The 25,061-nt window shown below is 71.0% G+C and carries 30 protein-coding genes; 12 read left to right on the top strand and 18 right to left on the bottom strand.

The window, feature by feature from the left end; translation table 11 throughout:
- Nucleotides 1–11: 11 nt before the first annotated feature.
- A complete protein-coding gene (locus tag BJ998_RS41555) occupies nucleotides 12–575 on the top strand; it encodes an SRPBCC family protein (protein ID WP_184869617.1) in 564 nt (187 codons plus the stop codon).
- Here BJ998_RS41555 and BJ998_RS41550 read toward each other — a convergent pair.
- The 5 genes from BJ998_RS41550 to BJ998_RS41530 all read right to left on the bottom strand — a co-directional run bounded on the left by BJ998_RS41550 (nucleotide 557) and on the right by BJ998_RS41530 (nucleotide 5,450).
- A complete protein-coding gene (locus BJ998_RS41550) occupies nucleotides 557–1,024 on the bottom strand; it encodes a DUF6328 family protein (RefSeq protein ID WP_184869616.1) in 468 nt (155 codons plus the stop codon). The genes BJ998_RS41555 and BJ998_RS41550 overlap by 19 nt on opposite strands.
- A complete protein-coding gene (ctaD, locus tag BJ998_RS41545) occupies nucleotides 1,021–2,655 on the bottom strand; it encodes an aa3-type cytochrome oxidase subunit I (RefSeq protein ID WP_376776052.1) in 1,635 nt (544 codons plus the stop codon). The genes BJ998_RS41550 and ctaD overlap by 4 nt, the downstream gene beginning before the upstream one ends.
- 35 nt (nucleotides 2,656–2,690) lie before the next feature.
- Nucleotides 2,691–4,484 carry a thiamine pyrophosphate-requiring protein gene (locus tag BJ998_RS41540; protein ID WP_184869615.1) on the bottom strand — a complete coding sequence of 598 codons (1,794 nt, stop codon included), beginning with the start codon at nucleotides 4,482–4,484 and terminating at the stop codon, nucleotides 2,691–2,693.
- Between the two features lie 57 nt (nucleotides 4,485–4,541).
- Complete coding sequence (locus BJ998_RS41535) at nucleotides 4,542–4,820, bottom strand: DUF6292 family protein (protein WP_184869614.1); 279 nt, start codon at nucleotides 4,818–4,820, stop codon at nucleotides 4,542–4,544.
- Nucleotides 4,821–4,967: 147 nt separating this feature from the next.
- Entirely contained in the window at nucleotides 4,968–5,450 is a 483-nt protein-coding gene (locus BJ998_RS41530; RefSeq protein WP_184869613.1) for a hypothetical protein, read from the bottom strand.
- 60 nt (nucleotides 5,451–5,510) lie between these two features.
- Here BJ998_RS41530 and BJ998_RS41525 point away from each other — a divergent pair, with 60 nt between their 5' ends.
- The 5 genes from BJ998_RS41525 to BJ998_RS41505 are packed head-to-tail and all read left to right on the top strand — an operon-like array spanning nucleotide 5,511 to nucleotide 9,340.
- Nucleotides 5,511–6,230, top strand: a complete 720-nt coding sequence (locus BJ998_RS41525; RefSeq protein WP_184869612.1) for a hypothetical protein — start codon at nucleotides 5,511–5,513, stop codon at nucleotides 6,228–6,230.
- Between the two features lie 34 nt (nucleotides 6,231–6,264).
- Entirely contained in the window at nucleotides 6,265–7,194 is a 930-nt protein-coding gene (locus BJ998_RS41520) for a YihY/virulence factor BrkB family protein (RefSeq protein WP_184869611.1), read from the top strand.
- Complete coding sequence (locus tag BJ998_RS41515) at nucleotides 7,191–7,811, top strand: DUF47 domain-containing protein (protein WP_184869610.1); 621 nt, start codon at nucleotides 7,191–7,193, stop codon at nucleotides 7,809–7,811. Before BJ998_RS41520 ends, BJ998_RS41515 begins: the two co-directional genes overlap by 4 nt.
- Before the next feature lie 3 nt (nucleotides 7,812–7,814).
- Nucleotides 7,815–8,804 carry an inorganic phosphate transporter gene (locus BJ998_RS41510; RefSeq protein ID WP_184869609.1) on the top strand — a complete coding sequence of 330 codons (990 nt, stop codon included), beginning with the start codon at nucleotides 7,815–7,817 and terminating at the stop codon, nucleotides 8,802–8,804.
- A gap of 56 nt (nucleotides 8,805–8,860) precedes the next feature.
- Nucleotides 8,861–9,340 (top strand): hypothetical protein, encoded by a 480-nt coding sequence (locus BJ998_RS41505; RefSeq protein ID WP_184869608.1) that lies wholly within the window; start codon nucleotides 8,861–8,863, stop codon nucleotides 9,338–9,340.
- Nucleotides 9,341–9,344: 4 nt separating this feature from the next.
- On the opposite strand, the gene BJ998_RS41500 is transcribed toward BJ998_RS41505, so the two are convergent.
- From BJ998_RS41500 to BJ998_RS41485, 4 genes are read right to left on the bottom strand one after another with little or no spacing between them, the layout of a single operon-like run.
- The gene (locus BJ998_RS41500; protein WP_184869607.1) at nucleotides 9,345–10,349 is read right to left on the bottom strand and encodes an NAD-dependent epimerase/dehydratase family protein; all 1,005 of its coding nucleotides are present in this window, start codon (nucleotides 10,347–10,349) and stop codon (nucleotides 9,345–9,347) included.
- A gap of 6 nt (nucleotides 10,350–10,355) precedes the next feature.
- On the bottom strand, nucleotides 10,356–10,532 hold the full coding sequence (locus BJ998_RS41495) for a PIN domain-containing protein (protein ID WP_184869606.1): 177 nt from the start codon (nucleotides 10,530–10,532) through the stop codon (nucleotides 10,356–10,358).
- A 13-nt stretch (nucleotides 10,533–10,545) separates the two neighbouring features.
- Complete coding sequence (locus tag BJ998_RS41490; protein ID WP_184869605.1) at nucleotides 10,546–11,160, bottom strand: flavodoxin family protein; 615 nt, start codon at nucleotides 11,158–11,160, stop codon at nucleotides 10,546–10,548.
- A gap of 44 nt (nucleotides 11,161–11,204) precedes the next feature.
- Nucleotides 11,205–11,756, bottom strand: coding sequence for a DUF2231 domain-containing protein (locus BJ998_RS41485; protein WP_246490003.1), 552 nt, complete (start codon nucleotides 11,754–11,756; stop codon nucleotides 11,205–11,207).
- An 86-nt stretch (nucleotides 11,757–11,842) separates the two neighbouring features.
- On the opposite strand from BJ998_RS41485, the gene BJ998_RS41480 reads away from it, so the two are divergent.
- Entirely contained in the window at nucleotides 11,843–12,934 is a 1,092-nt protein-coding gene (locus BJ998_RS41480) for an AI-2E family transporter (protein WP_184869604.1), read from the top strand.
- On the opposite strand, the gene BJ998_RS41475 is transcribed toward BJ998_RS41480, so the two are convergent.
- Nucleotides 12,894–13,733: a DMT family transporter gene (locus BJ998_RS41475; protein ID WP_184869603.1), complete on the bottom strand. Its 840-nt coding sequence runs from the start codon at nucleotides 13,731–13,733 to the stop codon at nucleotides 12,894–12,896. The genes BJ998_RS41480 and BJ998_RS41475 overlap by 41 nt on opposite strands.
- A gap of 59 nt (nucleotides 13,734–13,792) precedes the next feature.
- Here BJ998_RS41475 and BJ998_RS41470 point away from each other — a divergent pair, with 59 nt between their 5' ends.
- Nucleotides 13,793–14,044 carry a hypothetical protein gene (locus BJ998_RS41470; protein ID WP_184869602.1) on the top strand — a complete coding sequence of 84 codons (252 nt, stop codon included), beginning with the start codon at nucleotides 13,793–13,795 and terminating at the stop codon, nucleotides 14,042–14,044.
- Nucleotides 14,045–14,047: 3 nt separating this feature from the next.
- Here BJ998_RS41470 and BJ998_RS41465 read toward each other — a convergent pair whose 3' ends face one another.
- The 7 genes from BJ998_RS41465 to BJ998_RS41435 all read right to left on the bottom strand — a co-directional run bounded on the left by BJ998_RS41465 (nucleotide 14,048) and on the right by BJ998_RS41435 (nucleotide 21,434).
- Nucleotides 14,048–14,194 (bottom strand): hypothetical protein, encoded by a 147-nt coding sequence (locus BJ998_RS41465; protein ID WP_184869601.1) that lies wholly within the window; start codon nucleotides 14,192–14,194, stop codon nucleotides 14,048–14,050.
- On the bottom strand, nucleotides 14,191–14,940 hold the full coding sequence (locus BJ998_RS41460; RefSeq protein WP_184869600.1) for an STAS domain-containing protein: 750 nt from the start codon (nucleotides 14,938–14,940) through the stop codon (nucleotides 14,191–14,193). Before BJ998_RS41460 ends, BJ998_RS41465 begins: the two co-directional genes overlap by 4 nt.
- On the bottom strand, nucleotides 14,937–15,272 hold the full coding sequence (locus BJ998_RS41455; RefSeq protein WP_184869599.1) for a chemotaxis protein CheB: 336 nt from the start codon (nucleotides 15,270–15,272) through the stop codon (nucleotides 14,937–14,939). The genes BJ998_RS41460 and BJ998_RS41455 overlap by 4 nt, the downstream gene beginning before the upstream one ends.
- Before the next feature lie 61 nt (nucleotides 15,273–15,333).
- Entirely contained in the window at nucleotides 15,334–15,657 is a 324-nt protein-coding gene (locus BJ998_RS41450) for a WhiB family transcriptional regulator (protein WP_184869598.1), read from the bottom strand.
- A gap of 36 nt (nucleotides 15,658–15,693) precedes the next feature.
- Complete coding sequence (locus tag BJ998_RS41445) at nucleotides 15,694–16,071, bottom strand: STAS domain-containing protein (RefSeq protein ID WP_184869597.1); 378 nt, start codon at nucleotides 16,069–16,071, stop codon at nucleotides 15,694–15,696.
- The gene (locus tag BJ998_RS41440; RefSeq protein WP_184869596.1) at nucleotides 16,061–20,503 is read right to left on the bottom strand and encodes a SpoIIE family protein phosphatase; all 4,443 of its coding nucleotides are present in this window, start codon (nucleotides 20,501–20,503) and stop codon (nucleotides 16,061–16,063) included. Before BJ998_RS41440 ends, BJ998_RS41445 begins: the two co-directional genes overlap by 11 nt.
- A gap of 115 nt (nucleotides 20,504–20,618) precedes the next feature.
- Entirely contained in the window at nucleotides 20,619–21,434 is an 816-nt protein-coding gene (locus BJ998_RS41435; protein WP_184869595.1) for an SDR family oxidoreductase, read from the bottom strand.
- Between the two features lie 51 nt (nucleotides 21,435–21,485).
- On the opposite strand from BJ998_RS41435, the gene BJ998_RS41430 reads away from it, so the two are divergent.
- Nucleotides 21,486–21,956: a hypothetical protein gene (locus tag BJ998_RS41430; protein ID WP_184869594.1), complete on the top strand. Its 471-nt coding sequence runs from the start codon at nucleotides 21,486–21,488 to the stop codon at nucleotides 21,954–21,956.
- 30 nt (nucleotides 21,957–21,986) lie between these two features.
- Here the strand turns inward: BJ998_RS41430 and BJ998_RS41425 are convergent, their stop codons facing one another.
- A complete protein-coding gene (locus BJ998_RS41425; protein ID WP_184869593.1) occupies nucleotides 21,987–22,385 on the bottom strand; it encodes a ChaB family protein in 399 nt (132 codons plus the stop codon).
- 138 nt (nucleotides 22,386–22,523) lie between these two features.
- Here BJ998_RS41425 and BJ998_RS41420 point away from each other — a divergent pair, with 138 nt between their 5' ends.
- Genes BJ998_RS41420 through BJ998_RS41410 form a run of 3 tightly spaced genes read left to right on the top strand, consistent with a single transcriptional unit; the run spans nucleotide 22,524 to nucleotide 24,977 of the window.
- Nucleotides 22,524–22,997, top strand: a complete 474-nt coding sequence (locus BJ998_RS41420) for a hemerythrin domain-containing protein (protein WP_184869592.1) — start codon at nucleotides 22,524–22,526, stop codon at nucleotides 22,995–22,997.
- Nucleotides 22,998–23,008: 11 nt separating this feature from the next.
- Nucleotides 23,009–24,370, top strand: a complete 1,362-nt coding sequence (locus BJ998_RS41415; RefSeq protein WP_184869591.1) for a hypothetical protein — start codon at nucleotides 23,009–23,011, stop codon at nucleotides 24,368–24,370.
- Nucleotides 24,360–24,977 carry an alpha/beta fold hydrolase gene (locus BJ998_RS41410; RefSeq protein ID WP_184869590.1) on the top strand — a complete coding sequence of 206 codons (618 nt, stop codon included), beginning with the start codon at nucleotides 24,360–24,362 and terminating at the stop codon, nucleotides 24,975–24,977. The genes BJ998_RS41415 and BJ998_RS41410 overlap by 11 nt, the downstream gene beginning before the upstream one ends.
- The last annotated feature ends 84 nt before the right edge of the window (nucleotides 24,978–25,061 follow it).

The raw sequence follows: 25,061 nt of genomic DNA, 5'->3' as shown, positions 1-25,061 counted from the left end.
TTCGACACACCATGACCACGATCGAGAAGTCCATCGACGTCAACGTCCCGGTCCGCACCGCCTACAACCAGTGGACGCAGTTCGAGTCCTTCCCCGAGTTCATGGAGGGTGTGGAGCGGGTCATCCAGGTGGACGACACGCTCACCCGCTGGGTGACCAGGATCGGCGGCATCGTCCGGGAGTTCGACGCCCAGATCATCGCCCAGCACCCCGACGAGCTGGTCGCCTGGAACACGATCGGCGGCCCGCCGCACGGCGGGGTGGTCACCTTCCAGGCGATCGACCAGGCCACCACCAGGGTGGCGCTGGCCATGCAGTACGAGCCGGAGGGCGTCACCGAGAAGGCCGGCACGGCGCTCGGCCTCGTGGACAACCGGATCAGCGGCGATCTGAAGCGGTTCAAGGCGTTCATCGAGAAGCGCGGCCACGAGACGGGCGCGTGGCGGGGCGAGGTCGGGATGGAGCCGCAGACCCACGTGACCCAGGAGCCGCTGCCGAACCAGCCGCCGGAGACCGACCCGGTGCTCGGGGACATGCCGGGCGTCGAGCCGGAGGACTACCGCGACCGTTCCTGATCGTCGAACGACCTGGGGCGGACGAACCACAGCATGGCGAAGAGCAGCCCGATGCCCGCGCCGAGCACGACACCGACGACCCCGCCGAAGACGACGTAACCGATCAGCAGCACCGTGCCCGCCATCGCCATCGCCAGCAGGACCAGCCCGATCACCACGAACCGGCTGGCATGGTCCACGATCGCCTCGCGCGCGCCGCGCCGGAACAGCACCCGGTGCCAGGCCGCCGGGGCGATCAGGAAACCCGCCGAGGCCGCGGTGAGGATCACCACGACCACGTGGGTGACGTGCACGAAGTCGCCGGCCTTGCGGTAGGTGTCGGTGAAGACCACCGACAGCAGGAAGCCGAACAGGACCTGCACGCCGTTCTGGGCGACGCGCAGCTCCTGCAGCAGCTCACCGACGTTGCGGGCCAGGCGTTGGTGCTCGTCCTGCTCCGGCCCGCTCATGTAGTTCTCTCTTTGATGTGCGGGTAGTGCAGGTCGAACGCCGGCCGCTCGGAACGGATCCGGGGCAGCGAGTGGAAGTTGTGCCGCGGCGGCGGGCAGGACGTCGCCCACTCCAGGGAGTTGCCGAAGCCCCACGGGTCGTCCACGTGCACGATCTCGCCGTAGCGGTAGCTGCGCAAGACGTTCCACAGGAACGGGAGTATGGACAGGCCCAGGATGTACGCGCCGACGGTGGAGATCGAGTTCAGCACCGTGAAGCCGTCGCTGCCGAGGTAGTCGGCGTAGCGGCGGGGCATGCCCTCGGCGCCGAGCCAGTGCTGCACCAGGAATGTCGTGTGGAAGCCGATGAACGTCGTCCAGAAGTGCAGCTTGCCCAGCCGCTCGTCCATCATCCGGCCGGTGATCTTGGGGAACCAGAAGTAGGTGCCGGCGAAGGTGGAGAACACGATCGTGCCGAACAGCACGTAGTGCAGGTGGGCGATCACGAAGTAGGTGTCGGTGACGTGGAAGTCCAGCGGCGGCGAGGCCAGGACGACCCCGGCCAGCCCGCCGAACAGGAACGTCAGCAGGAAGCCGATGGCGAACAGCATCGGCGTCTCGAAGGTCAGCTGCCCCTTCCACATGGTGCCGATCCAGTTGAAGAACTTGATGCCGGTCGGCACCGCGATGAGGAAGCTGGTGAACGAGAAGAACGGCAGCAGCACGGCGCCGGTGGCGAACATGTGGTGGGCCCACACGGTCATGGACAGCCCGGCGATGGCGATGGTGGCGTAGACCAGGCCCTTGTAGCCGAAGCAGGGTTTTCGGCTGAACACGGGGAAGATCTCCGTGACGATGCCGAAGTAGGGCAGCGCGACGATGTAGACCTCGGGGTGGCCGAAGAACCAGAACAGGTGCTGCCACAGGATCGCGCCGCCGTTGTGCGGGTCGAACACGTGCGCGCCGAGCGTGCGGTCGGCCAGCAGGCCGAACAGGGCGGCGGTCAGGATCGGGAACGCGGCCAGCACGAGGAACGAGGTGAACAGGATGTTCCAGGTGAAGATGGGCATCCGGAACATGGTCATGCCCGGGGCCCGCAGGCACACGACGGTGGTGATCATGTTGACGGCGCCGAGGATGGTGCTCAGGCCGGACACGATCAGGCCGGCGGCCCAGAGGTTGCCGCCGACGCCGGGGGAGTGCGCGAGTTCGTTGAGCGGGGCGTAGGCGAACCAGCCGAAGTCGGCGGCCCCGCCGGGCGTGACGAAGCCGGAGAGGACGATCAGGCCGCCGAACAGGTAGAGCCAGTAGGAGAGGGCGTTGAGCCGGGGGAAGGCCACGTCCGGGGCGCCGATCTGCAGCGGCAGCACCAGGTTGGCGAAGGCGAACACGTTCGGCGTCGCGTACAGCAGCAGCATGATGGTGCCGTGCATGGTGAACAGCTGGTTGTACTGCTCCTGCGACAGGAACTGCAGTCCGGGCTGGGCCAGCTCGGTCCGCATCAGCAGCGCCAGCACACCGCCGACGAGGAAGAACCCGAACGTGGTGACCAGGTACATCATCCCGATCCGTTTGTGATCGGTGGTGAACAGCGTCTCCTCCAGGACGCTGCCCTTGGGCTGCCGCCGGGCGTGGACCGGCGGCAGCTCCAGGGCCGGTGGTCGAGTCGTGGTCCCAGAATGAGTTGTCACCGTCGGCTGCCTGGCACGAATTCCTGCAGCTTGGTCTTGATGCCCTGGGTGACCAGGCTGAACGCGTCCGGGTCGCCCTTGAGCACGGACTCCGCGGCCGCCTTCACCTGCTCGAAGGTGGCGTGCGGCGGGATCGGCGGCACGTTCGGGTCGCAGTGCACGTCGAGCAGCACCGGCCGGTCCGCGGCCAGCGCCTCGTCCCAGGCCGCGCCGAGCCGGTCCGGTTCCGTGACCGTGATGCCGCCCAGGCCGAGGGAACGGGCGATGCCGGCGTAGTCGACGTCCGGCAGCACCTGCGACTCCTCGAACTTGGGCGCGCCGCCCATCGCGCGCAGCTCCCACGTGACCTGGTTGAGGTCGTTGTTGTGCAGCACGCAGATCACGCAACGCGGGTCGGTCCAGCGGTCGTAGTAGCGCTGGATGGTGATCAGCTCGGCCAGGCCGTTCATCTGCATCGCGCCGTCGCCGACGAGCGCGATGACGGGCCGGTCCGGATGCGCGAACTTGGCGCCGATCGCGTACGGCACACCGGGGCCCATCGTCGCCAACGTGCCGGACAGCGAGCCGCGCATGTTGCCGCGCATCCTCAGCGTGCGGGCGTACCAGTTGGCGGCGGAGCCGGAGTCGGAGGTGACGATCGCGTTGTCCGGGATGCGCGAGGACAGCTCCCACGTGATGCGCATCGGGTTGATCGGGTCGGCGGACACCATGGACTCGCGCTCCATCGTCTCCCACCAGCGGGCGACGTTGCGCTCCACGGTCTCACGCCACTTCCGGTCCTCCTTGCGCCGGATCTTCGGCAGCAGCGCCGCCAGCGTCGCCCGAGCGTCGCCGACGAGGTTGACTTCGGTGGGGTAGCGCATGCCGATGAACTTGCCGTCGATGTCGATCTGCACGCCGCGGGCCTTGCCGTACTCCGGAAGGAACTGGGAGTACGGGAAGTTGGAGCCGACGATCAGCAGCGTGTCGCAGTCGGTCATCAGCTCGTAGCTCGGGCGCGTGCCCAGCAATCCGATCGAACCGGTCACATAGGACAGATCGTCGGGCAGGACGTCCTTGCCCAGCAACGCCTTGGCCACGCCCGCGCCGGTGAGCTCGGCCAGCTGGCGGACCTCGTCGGCGGCGTTGCGGGCGCCCTGGCCGACCAGGATCGCCAGCTTCGAGCCGGAGTTGATCACCTCGGCCGCGCGCTCGATCTCGTCGGCGTCCGGGACCATCACGGTGTGCGGGTGGCTCGGCGGGCTGGACGGGGACTGCTTGAACGTGTGCTCGGGCGGCGAGTACGGCTGCTCCTGCAGGTCGCTGGGGATGATCAGGGCGGTCGGCGCGCGCTCCGCCTCGGCGACGCGGATGGCCCGGTCCAGCGCGTTGGGCAGCTGCTCGGGCACGTTCACCTCGACCAGGTACGCGCTGGCCACGTCCTTGAACAGCGCCTGCAGGTCGACCTCCTGCTGGTAGCTGGCGCCCATCGCGCTGCGCGCGGTCTGCCCGACGATCGCGACCACCGGGACGTGGTCGAGCTTGGCGTCGTAGAGGCCGTTGAGCAGGTGGATCGCGCCGGGGCCGGAAGTGGCCATGCACACGCCGACCTTGCCGCTGAACTTGGCGTAGCCGACGGCCTGGAACGCCGCCATCTCCTCGTGGCGGGCCTGGATGAAGCGCGGTGCGTCGTCGGCCTTGCCGAAGGCGGCGACGATGCCGTTGATGCCGTCCCCGGGATAGGCGAAGACCTGGTCCACCTGCCAGTCACGCAGCCGTCCCAGCAGGTAGTCGCCGACGGTCTCGGCCATGATTCCTCCTCGCGTGAGCTGCCGGTGTTCGACAGCCGGGTACCCACCCGCGAGGTTTCAAATCCGGGCGTGCACGCCGTCCAGCAGCCCCGTCGCCCACGCGGCCACACGGGACGGTTCCGGCCAGATCTCCGCGTCCATGTCGGCGATGACGAGCAGGTCCTCGCCGCTGTAGGTCTCCACGGCCGCCGACCAGCCGCGCTCCTCGTCCCACAGCAGCGCGGCGTCGCGGTCCGGGTACCCGCTCAGGTGGCCGTCGATGGCCAGGTAGACGCTGACCGGCCGCTCCGTCAGCACGCACGCGCAGTCGCAGCGCGACCCCATCGCCGAGCTCACGCGTTGGACGTAGGCCCGTAGGTTCCGTAAGGCAGAGTCGTCAAAATCCAGTTCCATCACGCTCGTCACCGCCTTGGTAGCCACAGCCAAATACCCGGGCGGGGGGCAAACAACCGGCGGCGCGACCTGTTCCGGTCAAGTGACCGGTCAACTGGGCTTGACGAACACCGTCTCGGCGGCCCTGCGGCGCAGGGTCTCCAGCGTTTCCTTCTGCGCCTCGGCTCGGGCCAGCAGCTCGTCGAGGTGCGTCCGGTCGAGACGGTCGTCGTGCTCGGCCAGGCAGCGCAGGGTCTGCCAGCCGGCCGCCTTGCCGTCCACGCCCAGCCGCATCGCCTCCAGCTCGATGACGTAGCTCAGCGGCGACCGGCTGAACAGGTGCCCGTTCAACTTGAGCCGACCCAGCTTCTCGCCCAGCCAGCCGCCGGCCACCTTGATGTGGTCCTGCGGCACGCCGAGCGCCGCCATGATGCGCAGCAGGCTGTCCCGGTCGGCCTCGACGTCCCGGGCCAGCCCGGCGAGTTCGGCGTCGTCGTGCTCGTGGGCGATGCGGTTGGCGAGTTCGACGCCGCCGGTCGCGCCGGCGAGATGGTCGTTGAGGTAGATGGCGAGCTCGTGCCGGAAGGTCTCCATGCGACCAGGTGTTCCCGTCCTGACCTGCGCGCAACCGCCGGGCGGGCTAGCCTGACCCGCATGGACCTCGGGGCGGCGGTCGACCGGCTCTACGGACTGCCCCGGGAACGGTTCATCGCCGAACGCGACAAGCTGGCCAAGGCCGAGCCCGGGATCGCTGAGCGGGTCCGGAAGCTGCGCAAGCCGACCGTCGCCGCCTGGCAGGCCAACCAGCTCGCCCGCAAGCACCCCAAGGACGTCGCCGCGCTGGTGGACCTCGGCAAGAAGATGCGGGGCGCTCAGGAGACGCTGAACGGACCGGAGCTGCGGGAGCTGTCCCGGCGGCGGAACGAGGTGCTGGACAAGCTCGTCGGGCGGGTGTCGGACGCCAACCCCGGGCTGCGGGACCTGCTGGAACGGTCGTACACCGACCCGGCGGCCGCCGAGGACCTGCTCGCCGGGCGGGTCGTGACCGCGCCGGAGGGCGGCGGCTGGGGCTTCGACGCCGCGATGCCCATGCCCGGCGCGGAGGTCCCCAAGCGCGACACCAAGCGTGACAAGGAGCGGCAGCGGGCCTACGACGAGGCGGAGGCCGCGGAGGCGGAGGCCCAGCGGGCACTGGAGGCGGCGGAGGAGGAACTGCGGTCGCGCACCGAGGAGGTGGACCGGCTCCAGGCCGAACTGGCCGACGCCCGCTCGGCCCGTGACGACGCCGACGCGGCCGTCGGACAGGCGCGGCGCGAGGCCCAGCGGCGGGCCAAGGCGCTGCGCGAGGCGGCCCAGCGGCTGCGGGGTTCGTAGTTTCGCCCGCTTTGCCCGGGGGAAGTCGGGGGCCATGGCGACGGAATCGGACGCGCCCGGCACACCGATCGACCTGCCGGCCGACTCGTGGTGGGCGGCGCTGAAACGCACCGTGAAGGCGATCCAGGACAACCACCTGATGGACTGGGCGGCGTCGCTGACGTACTACGCGGTGCTGTCGGTGTTCCCCGGTCTGATCGTGGTGACGGCGGCGGTCGGCCTGCTCGGGTCCGACGCGACCAAGATGCTCGTCGACAGCATCAACACCGTGCAGATCGGCCAGGGGCGGGATCTTCTGGTCGGCGCCATCCAGAACGCGCACACGGGAGCCGGGCCGCTGGCGGTGATCGGTGTGCTCGGCGCGTTGTGGGCGGCCAGCGGCTACATCGGCGGCTTCATCCGGGCCAACAACGCCGTCTACGGCGTGGCCGAGGGGCGTCCGCTGTGGAAGACGGTGCCGCTGCAGCTCGGGCTGACGCTGGCCATGATGGTGATGCTGGCGGCGTCGGCGTTCGGGCTGGCGGTGTCGGGGCCGGTCGCCGACCAGGTTGGACAGTGGATCGGCATCGGGTCCACCGGGCTGCTGATCTGGGGCATCGCCAAGTGGCCGGTGATCGTCATCCTGGTCAGCCTGGCGATCTGCCTGCTGTACTGGGCCGCGCCCAACGTCCGCCAGCCCAAGCCGCGGTTCCTCTGGCTGACCGCCGGCAGCGTGCTGGCGGTGCTGCTGTGGCTGGTCGCCTCGGTCGGCTTCGCGATCTACGTCGCCAACTTCGCCTCGTACAACAAGACCTACGGTTCCCTCGCCGGAGTGATCGTCTTCCTGGTCTGGCTCTGGATCAGTAATCTTGCGGTGCTGCTGGGCGCCGCGTTCGACGCCGAACTCGCCCGCGGCCGGCAGCTCGCCGCCGGCGAGCCGGCCGACGAAGAGCCGTTCCTCGCCCCCAGGGAGGCCGACGAGTGAGGCTTCGACCCGCACCGCGGGACGCCCGGTTCTACGACCTGCTGACCGCGGTCGCGGCCAACATCGCCGACGCGGTGGCCGTGCTCGACCGGTTCGTGCGCGCCGACGCCGCCGCGCGGCCACCGATCGCCGAGGAGATGCGCCGGCTGGAACACGTCGGCGACGACCACACGCACGCGATCATCGAGCTGATCGACGTCACCTTCGTGACGCCGTTCGACCGCGAGGACATCTACCGGCTGGCGGTCCGGCTGGACGACGTCGTGGACTACGTGGACGAGGTCGTCGACCTGGCCACGCTCTATGGCTGCGAGCGGTTCCCGGACGGCGTGTTCGAGCAGGTCCAGCAGCTGATGAAGGCGGCGGAGCTGACGGTCGCGGCGATGCCGAAGCTGCGCACCCCCAAGGACCTCGTGCCGTACTGGCAGCAGATCAGCCAGGTGGAGAACGACGCCGACCAGACCCACCGGCGGCTGCTCAGCCTGCTGTTCAGCGGCGAGTACGAGCCGCTGACCGTGATGAAGCTCAAGGACATCGTGGACGGCCTTGAGGAGGCGGCGGACGCCTTCGAGCACGCCGCCGACGTCATGCACACGATCGCCGTCAAGGAGAGCTGACGGGTGCTCGGCCTCTGGGTGGTGATCGCCCTCGCACTGGTGTTCAACTACACGAACGGCTTTCATGACGCGGCCAACGCCGTCGCCACGGCGGTGTCCACACGCGCCCTGCCGCTGCGGTGGGCGCTGGCGATGGGCGCGGCCATGAACCTCATCGGCGCGCTGCTGTCGACAGGTGTGGCCGTGACCGTCGCGGACGGGGTGATCGCGCCGCCGAACGGCGGGACCGGTCTCGCGGTGGTGCTCGCGGCGGTCGTCGGCGCGATCGTGTGGAACATCGCGACCTGGTATTTCGGGCTGCCGTCCTCCTCGTCGCACGCCCTGATCGGCGGCCTGGTCGGCGCGGCGATCGCGTCGGCGAGCCAGGTGCACTGGGCCGGCGTCGTGGACAAGGTGATCATCCCGATGGTCGTCTCACCGCTGGTCGGGCTGGTGCTCGGCTACCTGGTGATGACCGGCGTGCTCTGGGCGTTCCGGCGCGGCAACGCGCATCGGGTCCGGCGGGGGTTCCGGCACGCGCAGATCGTGTCCGCGGCGGCTCTCGCGCTCGGTCACGGGCTCCAGGACGCCCAGAAGTCGATGGGCGTGATCGTGCTGGCGTTGGCCGTGACGGGCGTCTATCACGGCAGCGGTGTGCCGCTGTGGGTGGTGCTGTCGTGCGCCGGAGCGATGGCGGCCGGCAGCTACTCCGGTGGCCTGCGGGTGATGCGGACCCTCGGCCGCCGCGTGTTCCCGATGACGCCGCCGCACGGCTTCGCGGCCGAGCTGTCCGGCGCGGCCGTGCTGTACGTGACGGCCTTCGCCTGGGCAGCCCCGATCTCCACCACGCACGTGATCACCACGGCGATCATGGGCGTCGGCGCGACCCGGCGGCCGTCGGCCGTGCGCTGGGGCATCGCCGGGGACATCGTCACCGGCTGGGTGCTGACCCTGCCGGCCGCCGCCGTCGTCGCGGCGGTCGTGTACTGGCCGGCGAGCCTCGTGCTCGGGTGATTCGGCTTCGGCGTGTCGGGGTATTCCGGTGTCAACCCTGAGGAGAGGTGGTTCTCGTGGACACCGGAACGGTGTACTACCTGGTCGCCGGCGTCATCGCCATCGTCATCGTGGGACGGCTGCTCGCCTTCAGCGGGAAGCGTTACCTGGCCGGCGCGAACGTCGCCCCGCGGGAGCGCGAGTCCGCCGGCTCGGTCGCGATGCTGGTGTCGATGCTGTTCCACCTGGTGACGCTGGGACTGCTCGCGCTGCTCGCGGCGATTCCGTTCGGCGGCGACCAGAACCAGGTGTTCCTGGTGCGCATCGGCCTGCTGCTGATCATGGTGGCCGTCGCGTACGCGGTGGCGCTGCGCATGCTCACCCGGCGCAAGCAGGAGGAGGTCGTCTCCGGCTTCGACGCGCAGGTGCGGGAGCTCCGGCACGAGCGGGAGCACCCGAACGGGTACGCGGTGACCAACGACCCGTCGGCCGGGATGGCGCCGCAGCCCCAGGCCGAGCCGACGCTGGGCGAGCCCCGGCCGCGGCCCCGGGCCTGAGGAGCTAGCGCGGTACGAGCGGGGGAGTCGGTGCGCCGGCTCCCTCCGCCAGTCCCCGCAGCAATGCGGTGACTGCTTCCTGGGCGGAGTGCTTCGGCAGCCAGCCGAGCTCGTTGAGCGCCCGCCTGGTGTCCATCTCCGGCACCGACATGGCGAGGTCGAGCCAGCCCGGCTCGGTCGGCTGCAGCCGCAGCCGCCAACTCGTCGCGGCGAGCGCGCGGAGGGCACCGGCCGGCATGGGGATGTGCACGGCGCCGGTCAGCCGGGCCAGCTTGCGCGCCGTGAGCGGCGGCGAGGCGGCGAGGTTGATCGCGCCGGAGACGGTGCCCCGCAACGCCCGCACGATGGCGTCGGCGACGTCGTCCGCGTGCACGAACTGGAGCTTGAGGTCGCTCGGCAGCGGCAGCAGCCGCAGCTTGGCCCGGGCGGCGAGGTCGAACACGGCCGTCGGCGCGAGACCGCCGATGAAGTAGCGCTGGATCTCGCTGGCGGCGGCGTGTTGCAGCACCAGGCCCGGACGGAACCGAGTGACCGTCATGTCCGGGTCACCGGCCACCACGAGGTCGAGCATCCGTTCCACAGCCGCTTTCTGCGTGCTGTAGGACGAGGACGGGACGCCGTCGGTCGGCCACGACTCGTCGACGGCCCGATCCTCCGGGCCGGGGGAGTAGGCGCCGACCGAGGACAGGTACACCAGGTGCCGCACGCCGGACGCGACGGCGGCGTCGAAGACCCGGCGGCTACCGTCCACATTGGTCCGGGCCAGCAGCGGGATGTTCCGGCTGGGCTGGAGAAGCCAGGCCAGGTGCACGACGGCGTCGGCGGTCTCGAAGGCCGCGCGCAGCAACACGTCGGAGTCGGCCCGGGAGATGTCGATCTCGTGCCAGGGGACGTCAGACGCCGGCGCCCGGCGGGAGACACCGACCATGTCGAAGTCGAATGTCCCGGCCATCGCGCGCAGCAAGGCGGTTCCGATGTTGCCGGAACCGCCGACCACCACGACTCGCATCGGGAATCACTCCTCGGGCGCGAGACCGTCGTCCGCGGAGAGCCCGAGCATGTCCAGCAACTCCGCGCACTGCTCGGCGTTGTCGGACAGGCTGGCTACGTGCCGGGCGGCGCGGCGGCGCTGCTGCGGCGGGTTGCCGTCGAGGACGAGGGACGGGCGGGCCGGGTTCTTGGTGAGCGCCATCGGCGGTGCCTCCTCAGGCCGGGTACGGGTTCTCGCGCAGCACCCGCGCCAGGTGGGCGGCGTTGCTGGCGAGCTGCTCGGTGGTCTTGGCCACCTGCTCGGGAACCTCGTCGAGGTCCTTGTAGTCGGTGCCGTGCATGGCTTCGCCGACCCAGTACGTGACGCCGCCGGCCGGAATGGTGAAGCCGACGTCGTCCAGGGCCTGGAACAGGTCGGCGCTGACCTTGTGCGCGCCGTCCTCGTTGCCGACGACCGCGACCGTCGCGACCTTGTTGTACATGCGCGGCCGGCCTTCGTCGTCGGTCTCGGACAGCTCCGCGTCCAGCCGCTCCAGCACGCGCTGGGCGATGCTGGACGGGTGGCCGAGCCAGATCGGCGTGGCCAGCAGCAGGATGTCCGCCTCCAGCAGCCGGGACCGGATCGCCGGCCACACGTCGCCGTCGCCCATGTCCACCGCCACGCCGGGCTTCACCTCCTGGTCGACGACCCGGATGGTCTCGCCCTTGACCCCCTGGGCGGCGAGCTGGTCCAGCACGTGCCGGGCGAGCAGGTCGCTGCTGGACTCGGCGGGTGACGGCGTGAGCGTGCATACGAGGGCAAGCGCGCGCACTTCCTTCGCTGCAGTCATGTAGGCGGCTACCCGTCGGGTTGCGGGTCAAACTGGCGTTGGCCCTAACGCGTCAGCCGACGGCCACGCGGATCCGGTCGCGGGGCGTCGAGGGACGGGTTGAAGCCCTCACGCTGCGTGGCCTCGGTCGCCACTCGCACGCCGTAGCGGTAGGCGAGCATGCCGCCGAGGTACCCGGAGACGCCGAGGATGGCCAGCAGCACGACGTCCGAGATGACCGTCCACGTGCGGGAGTCGTTGAACTGGCCCAGCATGCGCAGGTAGAAGCTCACGGCCCAGCAGACGAGGATGAAGACGTTGAGGACCATGTGCACGGCGCCGACCCGGAAGGCGGGGTCGCCCTTGCGCAGGCGCAGGAAGTCCATCAGCCCGAGCGGGGCGGCGAGCAGCGCGCCGGCGATGCCGATGCCGATCAGCCATACGGCGCCGAGCTCCAGGAAGCCCGGCGGCCGCACGAACAACGCCGCCACGTCGAACACGAGTGCGCACGTCCAGGCCCCGATCGGCAGCGTGACGGCGATGGGGTGGAACGGGTGGCCGTACGGCCCGGCGAGCACGGTGCGGGGTCGTTTCGCGGCGTCCATGGCCATGTGCATGACACACCTCCAGATCAGTCGGCGAATACCCGGGTGACCTGCGGGCAAACGCGTTTCCGCGACGGTGTCGGCGGCAACCCGGGTGCATGGCGGCGTCCACTCCCCGCGGCCGGCTGCCGGTGCTCACCTCCGGCCTGATCGGCCGCGCGACCGTGCGCGCGTTCCAGATCCTGATCATCTTCGGTGCGCTGTGGGCGCTGAGCGTGATCGCGGCGCAGATCAGCATCGTGGTGATCCCGCTGGCGGTGGCGATGCTGCTGGCCGCCCTGCTCGCACCGCTGGCCAGCTGGCTGCGCCGGCACGGCTGGCCCCGCGTTCTGGCCGTGCTGGTGGCTCTGCTGGCGGGGCTGGTCGTGGTCGGCGGGCTCGTCACGTTCATCACGGTCTCGGTCGTGTCGGACTGGCAGGAGCTGGGTTCCCGCCTGAACCAGGGCATCGACCAGACGCACGGGTGGCTGGTGCACGGGCCGCTGCATCTGGACGACCGGCAACTGACCCAGATGTTCGACCAGCTGCGGTCCTGGGTGGACAGTCACCGTGACGTGGTCGCGAGCACGGCTCTGAACACGGTGACCGCGGTTGCCGAGTTGGGGGCCGGCATCCTGCTGGCGCTGTTCATGCTGATCGTGTTCCTGTACGACGGCGAGCGGGTCTGGCAGCACGTCGTCGCGCTGTGGCCGAAGCGGACCGCCGACCGGATGGATCGCGCGGGACGGGCGGCCTTCGACGCGCTGGTGCGGTTCGTCCGCACCACCGGCCTGGTCGCGCTGATCGACGCGATCGCCATCGGCATCGGGCTGGCCCTGCTGCACGTGCCGCTCGTCGTGCCGTTGGCGGCCCTGGTGTTCCTGGGCGCGTTCGTCCCGTACGTCGGGGCGTTCGCCTCGGGCGCGGCGGCGGTGGTGATGGGGCTGCTGGCCGGCGGCCCGGTGACCGCGCTGCTGGTGCTGGCCGTCGTGGTCGGCGTGCAGCAGTTGGAGGGCAACGTGCTGCATCCGTTGCTGACCGGGAACTTCGTCCGGCTGCATCCGCTGGTGGTGGTCGTCGTGGTGGCCATCGGCGGCGCCGAGGCCGGCATCGTCGGCGCGCTGCTGGCCGTGCCGGTCACGGCCTGTGTCTACGCCGGGCTGACGGCCGTCAGGAGCCCGGCTTCAACACCGGAGAGCGAACCAGAATGAGAGTGCCGGCGGCGATCAGCGCCGCGCCGAGGATCTCGCCGGCCAGCCAGCCGCCGCCTCGGGCGTGCTCGCCGAACACGGTGAAGCCCCAGGCCATCGCCACCAGCGGATTGCTCAATGTCATGCCCGGCTGGGACGCCACGAGTTCGCCGGCCTGCAAGGTGTTCTGCAGCAGGAAGAACGACGTCGGGCCGATCACCACCACCGCGTAGGTCTGCCACGTCAGCAGCATCGCGCCGACGCCGGCCGCCCCCACCGCGGCCACCAGCACCGCCGTCGTGCCGAACCCGACTCCCGTGGCCAGCCCCAGCAACGCCGCCCGCCGGCCGCCCTTCGTCCGCCGTCCCGCGACCGTCAACGCGCCCATCAGCACCAGGCTCGCCGCCAGGCCGACGATCCACGCCCACAGCGGGGCCCCGAGCGGATGGCCGCCCGTCGGTGCCAGGCAGTACGAGAACACGGCCAACCCCACCGCCATCGCCAGCACGGCCCACCAGTCACGGGCCGCGATCGACCGCCGGAACACCATCGACGCCAGCACCAGCGTCATCGGCAGCTCGCTGATCAGCAGGGGCTGCACCACCGACACCGGGCTCACCGCCAACGCCACCGCCTGCAGCCCGAAACCCAGCACCACCGCGCCGATTCCCGCCAGCCACACCGGTCGGCGGACCAGGTCCCACAACATGCGGATGGAGAACGCCATCCGCGCCGGCTCGTCGCGGTCCGCCTTGCGCTGCAACACCGAGGCCGCCGCGTTCATCGCGGAGGCCAGCACTGCCAGTAGGACACCGAGCATTCCACCGGATACCCCGGATCCACGGCGATTGCGCACCCACCTTCGGGGTATTCCAGGGCATGACACGCATGAGTCCGGAGGACAGCGGTCCGACCGACGTGGAATCACCTGTGGACAGCCCGCGCCTGAGCACCGGCGCGGTTGTCGTCTACTTCGACCCCGAGCCCGCCGGCCCGGACTCCTTCTGCCGCGCCAGCGCCACCGGCCCGGAGATCATCGACCCCCGCACCCACGACTGGTGGGCCCCGGTCACCCGCCCGGACGGCACCGTCGACCTGTTACCGTCCATTCTGGTCGTCAGCATCACCTGAGGCTCAGGCGCGGTTCTCCTCCAGGACGAGGATCGCGCCCTCGGTGTCGCCGTTGCGGTCGCGCAGCGGGCTGGCGACGACGCGGACGTCATGGAACACCACCGAGACGCCGAGCAGCTCCCGCTCGCTGTACTCGGCGCACGAGGTCACTCGGTGCCCGCCACGGCGAGCACGGCCCACACCACCTTGCCGCCGTCCCACGTCGGGGTGGTGCCCCATGCCTTCGACATCGCGTCCACGAGGAACACGCCGCGACCGCCGCTCTCCGCCGAGCCCGGTTCCAACCGCGACGGCGCCCGGTTGCTGCCGTCGCGCACCGCGATGGTCAGCCGTCCGCGGCGCAGCTCCAGCCGGAGTCCCGCCGCCGACTGGCCGTGCAGAATGGCGTTCTCCACCAGCTCGGAGACGACCAGGCAGGCATCCTCGGTCAGGCCGTCGACCCGCCACTCCCGCAGCGTCTCGGTGACGAAGCGACGGGCGAGCGCGGGGCTGCCGTCCGATGGCGGAAGTTCGAGCTTGGCCACCTGGCGGGCGGGCGCCCCCTGCAGCGCGCGCATCGCCTCGGCCACCAGCGCGAACGTGGGCACGAAGCGGTCGAGGGCGCCGCGCCGCAACAACTCCCGGGTCCGGCCGGGCCGCGCGACCAGCATCACCTGCAGGCCAGGCCAGTCGCTGGCCCTGCGGGCCACCACACTGAACACACTCAGCGCGAGCGGCGTGACCACGGTCGCCCGGTCTAGCTGAATGATGACGCCGGACGGCTCGTCGGCGACGCACTTCATCAGCGCGGTCCGCACGCCGGCCACGCTCGCCAGGTCCAAGTCCCCCACGAGCCGCACGAGCACCGCCTTCCCGCGCTGGCTGACGTCGACAGCGAGGTCGGAGCGCAGGCTCATAGCGCCGTTCCCTCGTCGGTGAGAACATCGTCGCCGTCCGGGCAGCTGAAACCCGACGGCTCGCCACGGGCGGCGATCGACATCAGGCCGGCCGTGCCGTCGTCGAGGGTCCCGGACAGCACGACGCCGATGGCGCGCGGGCCGACAGCTCGCGCCGCGGAGCGGAACAGCGCGTCGACCGCCGGCAGGGCGCTCGTGCCCCCGGCGGGCATGTGCAGCACCACCGGCACCGCGGCGGGTAAATCCGTCGGCGACGCCGACAGCAGGCCGCGCGATGACTCGACTCCGCCGGCTGATGCGCCGACGACAACGACGTCGCGGCAGTGGGGCAATTCCGTCACCCTTTTCGGCGGTTCGATTCCCGAATCCGGAGGCTACCCCCTTCAGGAAACCTCACACTTCGGAACGCACCCGGGCTCGCCCGCGCCGCCGATTGTCCCGCCGGCGGCGGGCGATGACCAGCCGCCGCTCGTGCTCGTCCTGACCACCCCAGACGCCGTAGGGCTCCTCGGCGATGATGGCGTGCCGGCGGCACTCCACGATCACCGGGCAGCGGGCGCACACCGCCTTCGCCCGCTCGTCCCGGTCCTGTCGGGCCGACCCGCGTTCCAGGTCCGGGTGGAAGAACACCGCTTCGGGGCCGCCGCGGCAGGCGGCCCGCAGCTGCCACGCCCAATCGGCGGCGACCGGTCGGGGGAGGACTCTCCTGCTGGTCATGCCTGCCGGCTTCCCGCTCAGCGCCGGGTGAAACGGCTAGCCGGAAACGGCTTCGGCGACGCTGGCGTAGACGGGGAAGGCGGTGGTCATGCCGGTGATCTCCAGCGGCCGCAGCACCTTGCGGGAGCTGGCCACCAGCCGCAGCGGCACCGCGTTCGCGGCGGCGTGGGCGCGGGCCTCGGCGAGCATCTGCAGCCCGGACGAGCCGAAGAACGTCACGTCGGACAGGTCGACGACCACCGCCTCGGGATGGCCGTCGACGGTGCGGGTGAGCACCCGCTCGACCGCGTCCCGACTGGTCATGTCGATCTCGCCGCTGACGTGGACAACGGAGACGGGGCCCATCGTGTCGACCGCGGCCAGGGCCGGCGGGACCGCATCGGCGGGCGTCGGAAAACCTCCGTCACTGCCCATGACCTCGACCATAGCCACGGGTGTCGGAGGCGGCAACAGCTGGCGGCAGCGTGAACTCGACACGTGTGCCGGCCTCGGATCCGCGCACCTCGGAGCGCACCGACGCGGCCTTGATCATGGCCAGGCCGCGGCCGCGGGTGCCGTTGTCCGTGGGGACCGGCCGCCAGCTGCCGCCGTCGGTCACCACGCCCGTGACGGCGCCGTCCGGGGTGCACCGCAGCTCGTAGCTGAAGTCGCCGGCGGGCCGGTCCCGATAGGCGTGTTCGACGGAGTTCGCCGTGGCCTCCCCGATGACGAGCAGGAGGTCGTCGGTCAGCGCCTGTGGCAGTCCCGACCGGTTGGCCCACTCGGTGATGTCGCGTCGGGCGACGGACAGCTGGTCGGGGCGGGCCGGCAGGGTCCCTCGCAGCGGCTCCGGCACCAGCCGGGCGACCACGAGCGCGACGTCGTCGCCGGGGCCCTCGTCGGTGAGCAGGTGGTCGACCAGCCACACCGCCAGTTCCTCGGGCGGCAGGTCCGCCGCGGTGGCGGCCAACCGTTCCAGGTCGGAGTCGAGGTCGGCGTCCCGGCGCTCGACCAAGCCGTCCGTGTAGAGCACGATGCTGGCCCGCGGCGACAGGGCGCACCGCGCCTCGGTGAACTCCATGCCGGTGCCCAACCCCAGGACGGGTCCGCGAGCACCGCTCAGGAACTCGCCGCACCCGTCGGTGATCACCAGCGGCGGCAGGTGGCCGGCGCTGGCCCAGCGCAGCTCCCCGGCGGCGCAGTCGATCACCACGCACACGGCCGTCGACGCCAGGGCGTCGGGGATGCGGGCGGCGAACTCGTCCAGCCGGGCCAGGGCGCTGGCCGGCGGGTGGCCCTCCAGCAGGTACGCGGCGAGCGTGCTGCGCAGCTGGCCCATGGCGGCCGCGGCGCGCGGGCCCTGGCCGACGACGTCGCCGACGATGAGCGCCACCCGGCCGTCGTCCAGCGGCAGCACGTCGTACCAGTCGCCGCCGGCCTGGCTGAACGCCGCACCGGCCAGGTAGCGGGCCGCCAGCGCGAGCCGGTCCAGCTGCGGCAGCCGGGCCGGCAGCAGGCTGCGCTGTAGCGTCTCGGCGATCTCGTGCTCGGCCTGGTACAGCCGGGCCCGATCCAACGCCTGCGCGCACTGTTCGGCGAGCGCGAGCGCGGCTCGCTTGTCGCCGGCGCCGAGCGGGAACTCGTGGCGGCTGCCCAGCGCCAGCACACCGATGCACGTTCCGTTGGCCAGCAACGGAATCACCGCGCCGGAGCGGAAGCCGATGGTCCGCGCCCGGTCGACGAAGTCCGGGTACTCGTCCCGCCAGTCGTCGACCCGGTCCAGCCACAGCGGGGACAGGCTGCCCACGGCGTCGGCGACGGGCGAGTGCTCGCGGAGGTCGAGCCGCTCCAGCCCGTGCCGCTGACCGGCCACGATCAGCGGCTGCAGCCGATGCGGGTCGCGCAGTTCGAAGACGACGAACTCGTGGTCCAGGAACAGCCGCCGGCCGTGCGTCGCGGCGGTCTCGGCGACGCGCTGCGGCGACGTGGCGGCGGAGAAGTCCGCGGTGGCCTGCTGCAGCAGCGTCAGCCGGCGCGCGGTGGCCTGCTCCTCGGCCAGCAGCAGCGCGTTGTCCAGCGCGATGCCGGCCCGGTCGGCGATCTGGCTCGCCAGCTCCAGGTCCCGCTCGCAGTACGCGGATTCGTCGCGGGAGCGGCGCATGGTCAGCACGGCCAGCACCTCGCCCCGCGCGCACAGCGGCAGCGCGATCTCCGTGTCGCTGATCAGGGTCGGCTTGGCCACGACCGTCATCGTCGGAGTGATGCTCTCGCCGGCCTCGGCCATGGTCACCGGCAGGCCGGTGTCGGTGACCCGGGTGACCGCGCAGCCGTCCGCCAGCCGGCTGTCGATCAGCACGCCGATGAGCCGGTCCAGCCGCTGCCGCACGCCCGACTCGGCGTCCAGCGCCGTCCCGACCAGCGCCAGCAGCCGCTGCCGTTCGCTCTCCCGGTAGCGCTCGTTGACGTCGACGCAGCTGGCGACGTGCCCGCCGAACTCGGAACCGCTGCCGATCGGCACCGCGTGCTCCACCATCCAGTGGTACGCCCCGTCGGCGCGGCGCAGCCGGTACTCGATGTCGAACGGCTGGCCGTCCCGAGTCGCCCGCTCGAAGGTGGCCAGGTAGCGGTCGCGGTCGTCCGGGTGCAGCGCCGCCCGCCACTCGTCGGCCAGCCCGGCCGTCCCCGTGAACTCCGACCAGCCGCGGTTGGCCAGCACCCGCTTGCCGGTCCGGTCCGACGCCCAGATCAGCGCCGGTGCCACGTCCGCCATGGTGCGGAACCGCTCCTCGCCCTGCCGGCGGACCCGGCCCAGCCGGACGTGCGTGTTCACCCGGGCGAGCAGTTCGCCGGCGGCGAACGGCTTCACCAGGTAGTCGTCGGCGCCCGCCCGCAGCCCCTCGGCGGCGGCCTCCTGCCCGGCGCGGGCGGACAGCAGCAGCACCGGCAGGCGAGCCGTCCTCGGGTCCGCCCGCAACTCCCGGACCAGGCTGATGCCGTCGAGCACGGGCATCATCACGTCGCTGATCAGCAGGTCCGGCGGATCCGACCGGACCAGCTCCAGCGCGTGCGCCCCGTCGCCGACGGTCCGCACGGTGTGCCGCACGCCGAGCAGACGGGACAGGTAGTCGCGCATGTCGGCGTTGTCGTCGGCGACGAGCACGTAGCCCGGCCCCCGGTCGAACGGCCCGCCGGAGGGCACGTCCGGCGGCAGCCAGCGCAGCGCCTCCTCCACGTACGGCGTCGACACCGGCGCGGGCTCCGCACGCGTCTCGACGGCCAGCCCCTCGCCGAACGGGATGCGCACGGTGAAGCACGTGCCCTCGCCGTCGACGCTCTCGGCGAAGATGTCGCCGCCGTGCAGCCGGACGAGTTCCCGCACGAGCGCGAGGCCGATGCCGCTGCCCTCGGTGGACCGCGCACGGGGCTGCTCGATGCGGTGGAACCGCTCGAACAGCCGGGGCATCTCGTGCGCCGGAATGCCCACGCCGGTGTCACGCACGCGCAGCACCACGTGGTCGCCGTCGGGCCGGAGGGTGACCGTGACGGAGCCGTCCAGGGTGAACTTGAAGGCGTTGCTCAGCAGGTTGAGTATGACCTTCTCCCACATCTCCCGGTCCACGTGGACCGGCCGGCCCAGGGCGGGGCAGTCCACCTCCAGCGCCAGGCCGGCCTTCTCCATCGCGGCCCGGAACACGCTGGCCAGTTCGGCGGTCAGCACGGCGAGGTCGACCGGCTCGTAGTGGGCCTGCACGCGGCCGGCCTCGATGCGGGAGAAGTCCAGCAGGGCATTGACCAGCTTGCCCAGCCGCATGGCGTTGCGCTCGATCATCGACAGCTGCTCGTCGATCTCCGGCGGCGCATGTTCGCGAAGCTCCCGCAGCGGCCCGGTGATCAGGGTCAGCGGCGTCCGGAACTCGTGGCTGATGTTGGAGAAGAAGACGGTCTTGCTGCGGTCCAGCGCCGCCAGCTCCTCGGCCCGGCGCTGCTGCGCCTGGTACGCCTTCGCGCCGTTGACCAGGGCCGCGATCTGGTCGGCGATCAGCCGCAGGAACGCCCGGTAGTCCTCGTCCAGGGCACGCCCGGCGCTGGCCGCCAGCACCACCGCGCCCAGCGGCTTGTCGCCGGCGTCGCTGCGCAGCGGCAGCACCATCGCCTCGGTCGGCGGCGTCGCCCAGCCGCCGTTCGGCAGCCCGCTCACATTGGTGACGACCACCGGCTCACCGGTCCGCATCACCTCGGCCAGCGGCCAGCGGTCGTCGACGGGGCCGTCGAGGTGCACCGACACGTACGGGAGGTCCGGGCCGTGCCGGTCGGCCCACTCCGCGATCCGGCGGCACGCCTCGTCGACGGTCGTCGCCCCGGCCTGCGCCCCCAGGTCCTGCAGCGCGGCCATCCGCCTGGTGCCGACGACCCGCCCGGTGGTTTCGGTGACGGGGGTGAACACGCCGACGATCGCGCCTTCGTCGTCGATCACCGGGCTGTAGGAGTACGTGTGGTACGTCTCCTCCCAGTACCCGTGCCGGTTCATCGGCAGCAGCATGTCGTCGGACCAGGTCGCCTCGCCGGTGGCGAGCACGCCCTCCAGCATCGGCCCGACGATGTGCCAGATCTCCGACCAGACCTCCCGCCCCGGCTTGGCCAAGGCCGGATGCTTCGAGCCGAGCAGCTCGCGGTACGGGTCGTTGTAGAACACCCGCAGCTCGCGACCCCACCAGAGGATCATGGGAAAGCGCGAGGTCAGGCAGATCCGGACGGCGGCGCGCATCGCCTCGGGCCACCCCTCGGGCGCGCCGAGCGTGGACATGGACCAGTCGTAGGCGCGCATCCGCGCGGCCATCTCGCTGCTGCCAGGAAAAACGTCACTCACCGACCCGGCCGGCCTCTCTGCGACGGGACTCCATGCCTCCAGCTTGATGCAGGTCCGACGGTCCGGCAACGCATGCGGGTTTGGCGTTGCCGGACAAGGGGTATCGGTCAATCCGTCACGGTGTGCGCCAGTCGTCGCTCGTCAGGTGGGAACCGGCCTGCGGACCCATCTGGAGCATGCCGCCGTCGACCACCAGCGAGGAACCTGTGATGTAGCCCGCGGCGGGTGTGGCGAGGAACGCAACCGCGGCCGCGACCTCCCTGGCCGCCCCCGGCCGGCCCAGTGGGATGCCCGGGCGGCGCTCGGTGTGCGGGTCCACGTCCTCCTGGCCGGTCATCGGCGTGGAGATCTCGCCGGGGGCCACCGCGTTGACGGTGATGCCGTGCTCGGCCAGCTCCAGCGCGAGGACCTTGGTCAGCATGCCGGCGCCGGCCTTGGCCGCGCAGTACGGGCCGGCCCCGACCCGGGGCGCGTGCTCGTGCACGCTGGTGATGGTGATGATCCGGCCGCCCCGGCCGCCGTCGATCATGTGCTTGGCCGCCCGCTGCGAGCAGACGAAGACCCCGTCGAGGTCAACCGACAGCACCTCGCGCCAGGTGTCGAAGTCGAGGTCCATGACCCGTTCGTGGGTGCCGGTGCCGGAGCAGTTGACCAGCACGTCGATGCCGCCGAGTTCGTCGGCCAGCTCGTCGATCACCGCGCCGGCGGTCGGCAGGTCGGTCAGGTCCAGGTGCCGGACGGCCGTCTTGACGCCCTGCTCGCGGGCCTCCTGGGCGGTCTGCTCGGCGCCGTCCTCGTCCCGGTTGTACGTGATGCCGACGTCGACCCCGCCGCCGGCCAGCGCGACGGCGACGGCGCGGCCGATGCCGGAGTCCGAACCGGTGACGACGGCGGTCAGGGGGCGTGCTTCGCGTTCGCTTGCGGCAGTCATGGCCCTGGCGTACCCGCGTTTGCCGCCGCCATGCGTGGGCAACCATGAGCCGTGCCCACCCGTCACGTCATCATCGACCCGATCGCCGACGGCTCGAACGACCTCGCCTTCCGGCGCGGCCGCTGGATCCTCGTCGGGCAGGGCATCGTGTTCGCCCTCGCCGGCGGCTGGGCGTTCGTCATGGCGCTGCTGCAGGGGCAGGTTTTCGTGGCCGGCGTGCACGTGCCGGCGGTGCAGGCGGGCATCATCGCGGTGACGGGTCTGGTGTCACTGGCGTGTGCGCTCCGCCGCCGGGCCGCCGCGCTGCTGTCGGGTGTTCAGTCGTCGCTGTTCTGGCTGCTTTTCGTGGTGTCGGCAGCGGTGCGCGACTCCGGACCGTGGCAGGAGGTGTTCGGCTACGACGCCGGCGCCTCGCTGGCCTACCTCGTCGTCGCGATACTGGGGCTGGTGCTGGTTCTCTGGCTGTTCCCGCGGGCGTTGAGCGACCCGGACTGGCCGTCCAGCGTGATGCGCCGGGATTGAGGGGCAGCCCGGTCGGCTGCCCCTCTCCGGTCACGACCTGGCCTTGGCGGTCTTGCGGTTGTTGGCCTTCTGGATCGCCTTCACCAGCTGCTGCTTGGTCATCGTGGACCGGCCCGGCACGTCCAGCTTCTTCGCCACCTCGTACAGGTGGGTCTTGCTGGCGTTGGCGTCCACGCCGCCGGCGGTCTTCTTCGCCTTGGCGCGGTTGCCCTGCGCCGCCTGCGGATCGGACGGGCCCTTGTTCTTCTTGGCTTCCCAGTGGTCGCCGACCTTCTCGTAGCTGTGCTTGAGCGCGGCGAACGCCGTCTGGTGCGAGCGCCGGCCCTCGCCGTACTCCTCGACGGCCGCGTCGTGCGCCTTGATCCACGTGCGCTGCGCCTTCTGCGGGGACCGCTTGAGGGTGCTGGGCAGTTCCTTCGCCCCGGGCATGGCCATCACACTCCAGTGTCGACTTCGGACGGGGACGGGATACCTCGGCGGGGCCCGGTCGAAAACCGCAGTTTGTCGCCGATGCGGCGGGGTATCCGTGGGTGTCTCGTCTTATCCGTGCCGGGAGGAGTGGGCCCCGTGTCGACCGATGCGATCGTGCTGCTGAAGGAAGACCACAAGACGGTCGAGCAGCTGTTCAAGAAGTTCGAGCAGGCCGGTGACAAGGCGTACGCCACGAAACGCAGGCTGGTCGACTCCATCATCAAGGAACTCACGACACACGCCTACATCGAGGAGACCATCTTCTATCCGGAGGCGCGCAAGGCGGTGCCGGAGACCGAGGACCACGTGCTGGAAAGCGTGGAGGAGCACCACGTCGTGGTGTGGATGCTCTCGGAGCTGGCGAAGCTGGAGGCCGACGCGGAGAACTTCGACGCCAAGGTGACGGTGCTGATCGAGAACGTCCGCCACCACGTCGAAGAGGAGGAGAAGGACTGGTTCCCCGAGGTGCGCAAGGCGATGGGGCGCAAGCAGTTGCAGGAGCTGGGCGCGCGCATGGCCGCGGCCAAGGCGGACGCGCCGAGCGATCCGCTGGCGCTGCAGAGCGCCTGAGGACGGCGGTCATGTCCACGGTCTCGCCGAGCCGGGCGGTGGCGGGCTTCGACTCCGCCACCGCGATGCTGCGTGCGGTCTCGCTCGCGTTGCGGGGCAAGCGGTTCGCGGTGCTGGGCCAGAGCCGGCTGATGGCGGCGCCGCTGCACCTGTCCAACCTGCTGCCCGAGGCGCTGCGCACCCAGCTGTACCGCATCTCCGGCGCGGCCGAGGGCGTGACACCGTCGATGCTGTCGTCGATCGACATGCAGCAGGTGGCGTCGTGGATGACCGGCCACTACGACGACTGGCCGCCGCAGTATCCGGGCGTGGTCATCGGTTCCAGCAACGGCGCCATGACGCACCTGTGCGCCGCAGCGGGGATTCCATGGCTGCCGCAGACGCTGCTGGTGCCGGTGCGCTGGTCCGGCAACGACCCGGACCGCCCGGTGCTGGCCGCCGAGTTCGGCGCCGAGGTCGCCGATCCGTTACTGGCCAACAATCCTGACGTCGCCCTGCACCACATGCACGACGGCAACCAGGACCGGCTGATGATCGACCTCATGACGTACTTCCGGCTCAAGTGGCTGCGGCTGCCCCGGGCGTACGAGGAGTTCCTGGCGACCCGGCTGATGCCCGGCGCGCCGATCGTGCTCGTGGACTGCGAGCTGTCGTGGCCGGTGACCAGGATCGGTGACCGCCACGTGTTCCAGACCGGTGCGTACGGCGGCCTCCGGCCGGACGAGTACCTCGGCGGCAGCCCACGGGTGGCGGAGTTCCTGTCCGAGCAGGGATCCCCGCTGCGGTCCTTCGACTCGCCGGCGGCCGACGACCACGCGCCGGAGGCGGAGTGGGGGTTCGAACCCTCGCTGGGCGGCGAGATCGAGCGGTGGGCCGCCGCGCACGGGCATCCCGTGCACCGGATCGTGTTCGACGAGCCGCACGGGTTGTCGGCTGCCGTCGCGGACATGCACCGGGAGTGGCTGCTGGCCGCCGGCCGGCCGGCGGACCGGCTGCTGGTGGAGTCGTTCGTGATGCTCGACCCGGTCGGCGTCAACCAGGCCGGGCTCGTGCCGTTCTGGACCGCCTTCCCGGTCCGGGACGCGCTGCACGCGGTGGCGGGGTATCTGCGGGAGCGACGGTACGCGAACGTCGACGTGCTGATGTTCCCGCACGGTGTGCGGTCGGCCGGCATCGCCGAGCCGGAGGACTGGTTGCGGCTGCGCGAATACAGCGGGGCCGTGCGGCTTCCGGCGACGGACTTGGGTCGCTATCCGGAGGATTTCGCGGCGCTGGCAGCGTATTCGTCGGCGATTCCGCGCGGCGACGACCGGCAGTTGCGGATCGGCGTACAGAGGGTGCTCGATCAGCTGGAGCATGCCCGTGCCAGCTGACGTCGTGGTGGTGCCGGGCCTGGCCGTCTCGCGCTACCTGGAGCCGACCGTGCGATGCATCGAGGCGACGGGTGCGCGGTGTGAGCTTGTGCGGCTGCCGGTCGAGGGTCCGCCGGTGGGGATTCCGGAGTACGCAGCGGTTGTGGCTGAACGGATTCGTGACCGCCACGTCGTGTTGGTGGGGCACTCGTCGGGGACGCAGGTCGCCGCCGCGGTGGCGCGGGAGATGAAGGTGCGGCGGTTGGTGCTGGGGAGCCCCACCGTCGACCCCGCGTACCGGACCGTGCCGCGGGTGATGGCGCGGTGGATGATTGACGGCACGAGAGAACCGGCATCGCTTGGGCGGCAGGAGTTTCCCGAGTGGGGGAAGGCAGGGCTGCGGAGGATCTGGGTGCTCCTGCGGTCGATGCTGCGGTGCCCGCTGGAGGAAATGCTGGATGGGGTGCGGTGCCCGGTGGTTGTGGTGCGGGGAGAGCGGGATCCCATTTGCACGCCGGGGTGGGTCGCGGGCCTGGGCGGGGAGGTTATAACGTTGCCGGGGATGCCGCACGCTTTTCCGTACATGGATCCGGAGGGATTCGCGAAGATTGTGTTGCGGGATTTGTGAGTGGTGGGGTTTTGTTGCGTGGGTGGGCCGATTTTGTGTGGAGCCATCTGGACGATGGCCTACGAGGGGCGATTCCGGGGCAGG

It is taken from the genome of Kutzneria kofuensis (assembly GCF_014203355.1).
Lineage (GTDB): Bacteria > Actinomycetota > Actinomycetes > Mycobacteriales > Pseudonocardiaceae > Kutzneria > Kutzneria kofuensis.
Note: the sequence above shows the minus strand (reverse complement) of the source record. Positions and strands in the feature narration are given on the sequence as shown.

Coding starts and splice junctions, on each gene's coding strand:
- BJ998_RS41550 (WP_184869616.1), bottom strand. CDS start 1,024: ATGAGCGGGCCGGAGCAGGACGAGCACCAACGCCTGGCCCGCAACGTC.
- BJ998_RS41425 (WP_184869593.1), bottom strand. CDS start 22,385: ATGCCCGGGGCGAAGGAACTGCCCAGCACCCTCAAGCGGTCCCCGCAG.
- BJ998_RS41555 (WP_184869617.1), top strand. CDS start 12: ATGACCACGATCGAGAAGTCCATCGACGTCAACGTCCCGGTCCGCACC.
- BJ998_RS41450 (WP_184869598.1), bottom strand. CDS start 15,657: ATGACCAGCAGGAGAGTCCTCCCCCGACCGGTCGCCGCCGATTGGGCG.
- BJ998_RS41525 (WP_184869612.1), top strand. CDS start 5,511: ATGGACCTCGGGGCGGCGGTCGACCGGCTCTACGGACTGCCCCGGGAA.
- BJ998_RS41490 (WP_184869605.1), bottom strand. CDS start 11,160: ATGACTGCAGCGAAGGAAGTGCGCGCGCTTGCCCTCGTATGCACGCTC.
- BJ998_RS41520 (WP_184869611.1), top strand. CDS start 6,265: ATGGCGACGGAATCGGACGCGCCCGGCACACCGATCGACCTGCCGGCC.
- BJ998_RS41435 (WP_184869595.1), bottom strand. CDS start 21,434: ATGACTGCCGCAAGCGAACGCGAAGCACGCCCCCTGACCGCCGTCGTC.
- BJ998_RS41485 (WP_246490003.1), bottom strand. CDS start 11,756: ATGCACATGGCCATGGACGCCGCGAAACGACCCCGCACCGTGCTCGCC.
- BJ998_RS41470 (WP_184869602.1), top strand. CDS start 13,793: ATGACACGCATGAGTCCGGAGGACAGCGGTCCGACCGACGTGGAATCA.
- BJ998_RS41540 (WP_184869615.1), bottom strand. CDS start 4,484: ATGGCCGAGACCGTCGGCGACTACCTGCTGGGACGGCTGCGTGACTGG.
- BJ998_RS41445 (WP_184869597.1), bottom strand. CDS start 16,071: ATGGGCAGTGACGGAGGTTTTCCGACGCCCGCCGATGCGGTCCCGCCG.
- BJ998_RS41415 (WP_184869591.1), top strand. CDS start 23,009: ATGTCCACGGTCTCGCCGAGCCGGGCGGTGGCGGGCTTCGACTCCGCC.
- BJ998_RS41475 (WP_184869603.1), bottom strand. CDS start 13,733: ATGCTCGGTGTCCTACTGGCAGTGCTGGCCTCCGCGATGAACGCGGCG.
- BJ998_RS41460 (WP_184869600.1), bottom strand. CDS start 14,940: ATGAGCCTGCGCTCCGACCTCGCTGTCGACGTCAGCCAGCGCGGGAAG.
- BJ998_RS41530 (WP_184869613.1), bottom strand. CDS start 5,450: ATGGAGACCTTCCGGCACGAGCTCGCCATCTACCTCAACGACCATCTC.
- BJ998_RS41500 (WP_184869607.1), bottom strand. CDS start 10,349: ATGCGAGTCGTGGTGGTCGGCGGTTCCGGCAACATCGGAACCGCCTTG.
- BJ998_RS41495 (WP_184869606.1), bottom strand. CDS start 10,532: ATGGCGCTCACCAAGAACCCGGCCCGCCCGTCCCTCGTCCTCGACGGC.
- BJ998_RS41480 (WP_184869604.1), top strand. CDS start 11,843: ATGGCGGCGTCCACTCCCCGCGGCCGGCTGCCGGTGCTCACCTCCGGC.